General features: G+C 29.6%; 7 protein-coding genes, 1 tRNA gene and 1 rRNA gene. 2 read left to right on the top strand and 7 right to left on the bottom strand.

Translation table 11 applies throughout. The features are described from left to right. Window positions 1-248 precede the first annotated feature (248 nt). Entirely contained in the window at window positions 249-1382 is a 1134-nt protein-coding gene (locus J2Z42_RS14160) for a pyridoxal-phosphate-dependent aminotransferase family protein (protein ID WP_209703414.1), read from the bottom strand. A 131-nt stretch (window positions 1383-1513) separates the two neighbouring features. Between J2Z42_RS14160 and J2Z42_RS14155 the strand changes: the two genes are divergently transcribed. Further along, window positions 1514-2110 carry a uracil-DNA glycosylase gene (locus J2Z42_RS14155; RefSeq protein ID WP_209703413.1) on the top strand — a complete coding sequence of 199 codons (597 nt, stop codon included), beginning with the start codon at window positions 1514-1516 and terminating at the stop codon, window positions 2108-2110. Here J2Z42_RS14155 and J2Z42_RS14150 read toward each other — a convergent pair. The 4 genes from J2Z42_RS14150 to J2Z42_RS14135 are packed head-to-tail and all read right to left on the bottom strand — an operon-like array spanning window position 2107 to window position 5568. After that, window positions 2107-2529 carry a VanZ family protein gene (locus J2Z42_RS14150; RefSeq protein ID WP_209703412.1) on the bottom strand — a complete coding sequence of 141 codons (423 nt, stop codon included), beginning with the start codon at window positions 2527-2529 and terminating at the stop codon, window positions 2107-2109. The genes J2Z42_RS14155 and J2Z42_RS14150 overlap by 4 nt on opposite strands. Window positions 2530-2559: 30 nt before the next feature. Then, window positions 2560-3501: a zinc-binding metallopeptidase family protein gene (locus tag J2Z42_RS14145; RefSeq protein WP_209703411.1), complete on the bottom strand. Its 942-nt coding sequence runs from the start codon at window positions 3499-3501 to the stop codon at window positions 2560-2562. A gap of 49 nt (window positions 3502-3550) precedes the next feature. After that, window positions 3551-4552 carry a M42 family metallopeptidase gene (locus tag J2Z42_RS14140; protein WP_209703410.1) on the bottom strand — a complete coding sequence of 334 codons (1002 nt, stop codon included), beginning with the start codon at window positions 4550-4552 and terminating at the stop codon, window positions 3551-3553. Then, on the bottom strand, window positions 4543-5568 hold the full coding sequence (locus tag J2Z42_RS14135) for a zinc-binding metallopeptidase family protein (protein WP_209703409.1): 1026 nt from the start codon (window positions 5566-5568) through the stop codon (window positions 4543-4545). The genes J2Z42_RS14140 and J2Z42_RS14135 overlap by 10 nt, the downstream gene beginning before the upstream one ends. A gap of 199 nt (window positions 5569-5767) precedes the next feature. Between J2Z42_RS14135 and J2Z42_RS14130 the strand changes: the two genes are divergently transcribed. Further along, the gene (locus J2Z42_RS14130) at window positions 5768-6262 is read left to right on the top strand and encodes an HD domain-containing protein (RefSeq protein WP_209703408.1); all 495 of its coding nucleotides are present in this window, start codon (window positions 5768-5770) and stop codon (window positions 6260-6262) included. Window positions 6263-6340: 78 nt separating this feature from the next. On the opposite strand, the gene J2Z42_RS14125 is transcribed toward J2Z42_RS14130, so the two are convergent. Together J2Z42_RS14125 and rrf are read right to left on the bottom strand one after the other, a co-directional pair. Continuing rightward, window positions 6341-6416: transfer RNA gene (locus J2Z42_RS14125), tRNA-Lys, on the bottom strand. Window positions 6417-6422: 6 nt separating this feature from the next. Beyond that, window positions 6423-6514, bottom strand: a 5S ribosomal RNA gene (gene rrf, locus J2Z42_RS14120); the annotation flags it as partial.

Here is a 6514-nt window from a genome sequence, read left to right as displayed (position 1 = left end):
TGTTTGTCAACACTTTTTTACAAAATATTTTTAAAAGCTTTCATCTTTTAAACTTTTGCTGTTTGGCTCATTTGGCCGCCCCGTTTGACACAACGTAACCTATTATAGCACATACTTTATTAATGGCTATATTAAATATAGCCATTAAACTCATTTAACTCTGTTTAGCATATATAATTTTGAATTTATCTCATTTATAATACTATTGATACACAAGGTTATGTTGATATAAAATTTATACATTAATATTACAAATTATTCAAAAAGCATGATGACATATCACATTTACAGATGAATCCAAAATGTTCTAAAGACTTCTGCAGAGAGTGCAAAGTATAACTTACTTTATCCGGATATGCATTTTCACCCATATGTCCTATTCTTAAAACTTTGCCTTCCAAATATCCAAATGAACCGGCTATCATAACATTATAGTTGTCTTTCATAAAACTTCTCAAATTCTTGTCTTCTATACCATCAGGAATTTCAATTACCGTAACTGTATTTGAATAACCATCTTCAGTATATAAATTGAGCCCCGCTTCTCTAACTGCATTTCTTGTACTTACAGCAATTTTATGGTGCCTATCCACTATTCCAGTATCTTTAAGTATATTTTCTATAGCTTCTCTAAGTCCAACTATATCACTTACAGGTGGAGTATATGGAAACCATTTATCCTTATAATAATCCTTCCATACAAGTAGATTACAATAAAAAGATGCTATAGGGCTTTTTCTTTTCTCCATGCACTCAATTGCATCATTACTCATACTTAAAATAGTAAGACCTGGAGGTGCTGAAATACACTTTTGTGATGCTCCTATTACTATATCTATATTCCAGTCATCTACTCTTAAAGTTTCTCCACCCATAGCAGCCACGCTATCAACTACAGTAAGTATTCCTTTTGCTTTAAGCATTGGACAAATCTTCCCTATGTCATTTAAAACTCCAGATGGAGTATCACAGTGTACAACTGTAGCATATTTAAAATTACTATCCTTTTCCAGAAAAGCACTTAAAGCCTTTATATCTATCTGCTTTTTTCTATTTCCTTTAAAGAAAACTACTTCCCCACCATATAATTTGATAAAATCAGCAAAACCTTCTCCAAATATTCCATTGTCAATTACAAGAACTCTATCACCCTTTTCTGTGAGTGATGCACATGCAGCCTCAAGTCCGAGTATACCTTCTCCTCCCAATATTCTCACTTCATTTTTAGTACTAAAAAATTTACCTATTTTATTACAGGTTTCTTTATAAAACTCATAAAATTCTATATCCAAATCTGGATTAGTACATCTTCTACTTCTTGCAAATCTAACATTTTCACTTACTTCGGTAGGTCCCGGAGTCATTATATATGGAACTTTCACATTCTTCACCTCTGAATATTATGTTAAAATTATTCATATAATAATTATTTAAAGAGATTATACCATTACTGTAAAATATATTAAAATGTACTGGTACAATTAAAAATAAACTTACTAGAAAGGATACTTTTATGGATATTAATAAAGAACTTTCAGAAAAAATAAAACATATATGTGATAATTACACTGCTTCTGAAATAGGAGGATGCATAACAGGTGATGGACCTATGCCATGTCATATATTATTCGTAGGAGAAGCTCCTGGAAAAACAGAAGTCCTTGAGGGTAAACCATTTGTAGGAATGGCAGGACAGAATTTTGAAAAATATTTAAATTCCATAGGACTCACAAGAAATAATGTAAGGATAACAAATACCTGTTTTTTTAGACCAATAAAAATAAGTGAAGGTAAAAATGGTAGAAAAACTATAAGTAATAGAACTCCCAAAATATCAGAAATAAACCTATTTAAAGATATTTTAGATGAAGAAATTAGCCTTGTTAATCCTAAAATAATAGTGACTCTCGGAAATGTTCCTCTAAAAAGACTTACAGAATTTAAATCTATAGGAAACTGCCATGGCTCCTTATATTTTAATGAAAAACTTAAAAGGTATATATTCCCGATGTATCATCCTTCATCTTTAACTTATAATAGAAATGAAACTTTTAAAGCCATGTACCAGGATGATTGGATAAAATTAAAAGAAACACTAAAAAAATTCTAGTGTTTCTTATTATAATAAAAGCAGCACAAAAGAGATATTAATCCGCCGCAAGTATCTATTATTACGTCTCTTATTCTTGCTGTTCTTCCTGGAATAAAAATTTGATGTATTTCATCCGAACAGGCATAAAAAAATACCACTATTATTGATAAGAATAAAATTTTTTTTATTTCAAATCTTTTGTAAAGGGCATTAAATAATAGTAAATACAATATAAAGTACTCACTAAAATGAGAAATTTTCCTTACTACAAAATTTGCTAAATTTCCAAATATACTGTTTAGATTTATTCCAATTGCATTAAATAAATGCACAACAAATCTGCTTTTTTCATCTGATATATTCGCTGGTTGATTTGAGAACATAAATATTACAATCATCCATACTATAACCAGTATCCACTTAAAATATTTATTCATACTTTATTAAAACCTTTCTATAACTTATATTTAAATTAATTCTGTTAATAGTTTTATTGTATCTTGTACATCACAAACTGATATCATTTCAGAGGTTGAATATTTATATCTGCATGGAACATCAACTTCACCAGTTCTTATTCCAGATATTTCTTTATGTAAAAGTCCACCTTCAGACTTTCCTGAACTTATACTGTATTGAAGTTTAATCTGTGCTTTTAGAGATGCCTTCTCAAGCATATTTTTTATATCTTCATGCATTATTAATGATTTATCCATTATTCTAAGTATAGGTCCTTCTCCTATATTTATATTTTGTTCCAATTGATCAGTTGATGCAGCTTTTTCAGTACCAACTATTATGGTATAATCCGGTTTTATATTATAAGCTGCAGCTCTGGCTCCAATTCCGCCAATCTCTCCCTTTGATGAAAATACAAAATACACTTGTATGTTCTCACTTTCAAATTTTTCTATAAGCTTTAAAAGTATATAACACCCAATTTTATTATGAAGAAGTGGACTTATTATATTATTGTTTCCTGCAACTAAATATGGACCCACGAGAGAAGCTGTATCTCCTTCTTTTACTTTCATTGAAACCTCTTCTTTATTATTTAAGCCTATATCAACAAATATATCTGACCCACATGAAGATATTTTTCCCAAAGTACCATTTTCAAATCTTATAAAGCTGTGGCTTACATCTTCTTTTTTAAAAGTCCCAATGTTGTCCATCTTTATTATTCCATTCTCATCAATATGATTTACTATAAATCCTATTGAATCCATATGGGAACATATCATCATTTTATTTTCTCCAGAACCTTTTTTAACGATTATATTTCCAGAACTGTCTTCATACAACTTATGATTATTTCTTTTTAAATAGTTTTTTATTAAATTTCTTATTTCATCTTCATTTCCACTAACTCCATAAGCATTAATTAAATCTACAAGAAGATCGTCCATAATTTTACCACCATAAGCAGGCAGTATTCAACTCCTTTCATATTATTAATCAGAAACTTTCCAAATATTTTCTTAATAGTTTTATCACATTATAATAATCATCCAAATTACACATAGATACAGCTGAGTTCATATATCTACATGGTATTAATACTGCAGCAGCTTTAGTACCCTGACCTGTGACCTCGGCAGCTATTGATTGTCCATCACACTTAGTTCCTGCAATTTTTTGGTACTGTATATTTTCTTTTTCTGCTACATTTCTAATATACTTTACAGTTTCTCTATCAAAAATAGAAATTCCTGCTTTAAAAGGAATAATTATTCCTTTTTCAATTTCTAGACAATCCGATGCATAATTCATGTCAATTAAATTATCACTGCAAATTGTATCTACTAATATAAAAATATCAGGTTTCACATTATAAACTGATCCAAATGCTCCTCTTTCACCTATATTTTCCTGTACATTAAAAGAAACATATAAATCACAATCATAGTTTTCTTTTAAAATTTCAAGAAGTACTGCACATCCAATTCTATCATTTAAGGCTTTTGATTTTACCATATTGTCAGAAAACTTTTCAAAAGCTATATTAAACACAACAAAATCGCCTAAGTCTACAACTTTTCTAGCCTGCTTTTCGGATTCTGCACCTATATCTATACATAAGTCATCTAAAGATACACTCCTATTTCTATCTTCTTTACTTTGAAGATGAATCGGCTTTAAACCTATTACTCCCTTAATTTTATTCTTGCCTATTAAAACGACCTTACATGGAAGAGAACTTTTATCTATGTTACCTAAAACGGAAAATTTTAAAGTACCATCACTATTATATGATGTAATAATCAAACCAACTTCATCCATATGAGCAGCAATCATTATTTTCAAAGTTTGATTGTTTTCCTTTTTGGCTAGTACATTTCCCATTTTGTCTATACAAAAATCTATATCCATTTTCTTAAGCTCGTCTTTTATTAAGTTTCTTGTATCCCCTTCGTAACCAGAAGGAGCTGAAGAATTACACAGTTTTTCTAAAAGCAAAATAATCCCTCCAATTCACTGGTTTTAAGTTCCTGTATAAATCTTGCAAGCAATATTCCAGTATTTCTTATATCCTCCAAGTTTACTACCTCTACAGACGTATGCATATATTTTATAGGTATAGATATCAGCAACGTTGGTATTCCACCTACTGATGTCTGAATATCCCATGCATCAGTTCCTGTATTTCCTGGCTCTACTTCTATTTGATAAGGAATGTTATATTTTTTTGCTATTTCTGTGATCCTCTCTCTTACTCTTGGATGCACATTAGGTCCTACACATATTACAGGGCCCTTACTTAAAATGTTCTCTCTATCAGTATCTCCCATTAAGCCGCCATCAAAAGTCACGTCTATTGCTATACCAATATCAGGCTTTATATCATAACTTGCCATTCCCGCTCCTCTATGACCTACTTCTTCCTGACAGGAACATACAAAGTAAACATTCAAATCTGGAGTTACATTCTCAAGTTCTTCTGCACAAACACGCATGGCTGCAATACTTGATCTATTATCAATAGCTTTGCAACTTACATTTTCATTTAAAAGTTCTATCATTTTTTTATCCAGCGTAATATAATCTCCTATATTAACTAAAGAATTGATAATATCAAAGTCCTTACCCGTATCTATGTATAAGTTTTCTAATTTTATTTTATTTTGTTGTTTTAAATTAGGCTTTAGCGCAATAATTCCGTTTATATCCTCTTTTCCATGTATAACAACTTGCTGGTTTACAAGACTTTTAGCATCTATTCCTAAAGTTTTAAATTTAATAAATCCTCTTTTTGATATATATGTTACCATTAAGAATACTTCATCTGAATGAGCCATTATCATTATTTTACTTTGACTATTGCCCATCTTGTGTACATATATATTATTTAATTGACTTATACTTATATCTCCAAATTCTTTAAAACCATCCTTTATGATAGGATAAAGCCAATTTTCTCTTCCACTAGGTGCATGAGCTTCACATAGACTTTTTAAAAATTCTAAGTTTCTCATTTTTTACCTCCAATTCAACAATATTGTCAAATTAATTACACATTACATTAAAAATTATAACATAAAAAACTTACTTTCATCATTCACTATATTATTAATTTCTTTATAAACCTAGTAATACTTTATTATAGTAAAATTGATATAGTAATATAATTCAATTATAATAAATATTATAAATTCAAATAAAAAGGAGATACATATGTCAAATTTATCATGTTATATAATAAAAAAAATGATACTTTATTTTGGAAATGATATTAAAAGGATAAATCATGCTTTAAAAGTATATGGTTTTAGCAAAACCATAGGTGAATTAGAGGGATTAAATAAAACCGATATGCTCATACTGGAATTAGCTGCTATACTTCATGATATAGGCATCAAAGAAAGTGAAAGAAAATATAACAGTTCAGCAGGAAATTACCAAGAAATTGAAGGACCTCCTGTAGCTAGAAAACTACTTAAACAAATAAATTTAGACAATACAATAGTTGATAGAATATGTTTTTTAATAGGTAATCATCATAGTTACAATAAAATTGATAAAATAGATTTACAGATATTGATTGAAAGCGATTTTTTAGTAAATGCATATGAGGATAATATGAAAAAATGTGATATTGAACATATGGATACTAAGTATTTTAAAACTTCTACGGGAAAAGAACTGCTTAATTCAATTTATCTAAAATAATTAGAACCACAGGATAATTTTGTTATCTTGTGGTTTTTTAACAAAATAAAAAAGAAGCATATAAAATATACTTCTTTTTGGTGGCTCACCGGGGAATTGAACCCCGGACAACATGATTAAAAGTCATGTGCTCTACCAACTGAGCTAGTGAACCATGCTAACCTGGCGATTACCTAACCTTCCACAGGGCCACCCCTGCAGTACTTTCGGCACAATGAAGCTTAACCTGCCTGTTCGGAATGGGAAGGAGTG

It is taken from the genome of Clostridium algifaecis (assembly GCF_017874415.1).
Taxonomy (GTDB): domain Bacteria; phylum Bacillota; class Clostridia; order Clostridiales; family Clostridiaceae; genus Clostridium_B; species Clostridium_B algifaecis.
Note: the sequence above shows the minus strand (reverse complement) of the source record. Positions and strands in the feature narration are given on the sequence as shown.

What these genes read in the sequence shown, in the direction of transcription:
- J2Z42_RS14155 (WP_209703413.1), top strand. Translation starts at nt 1,514, where the DNA reads ATGGATATTAATAAAGAACTTTCAGAAAAAATAAAACATATATGTGAT.
- J2Z42_RS14150 (WP_209703412.1), bottom strand. Translation starts at nt 2,529, where the DNA reads ATGAATAAATATTTTAAGTGGATACTGGTTATAGTATGGATGATTGTA.
- J2Z42_RS14145 (WP_209703411.1), bottom strand. Translation starts at nt 3,501, where the DNA reads ATGGACGATCTTCTTGTAGATTTAATTAATGCTTATGGAGTTAGTGGA.
- J2Z42_RS14135 (WP_209703409.1), bottom strand. Translation starts at nt 5,568, where the DNA reads ATGAGAAACTTAGAATTTTTAAAAAGTCTATGTGAAGCTCATGCACCT.
- J2Z42_RS14130 (WP_209703408.1), top strand. Translation starts at nt 5,768, where the DNA reads ATGTCAAATTTATCATGTTATATAATAAAAAAAATGATACTTTATTTT.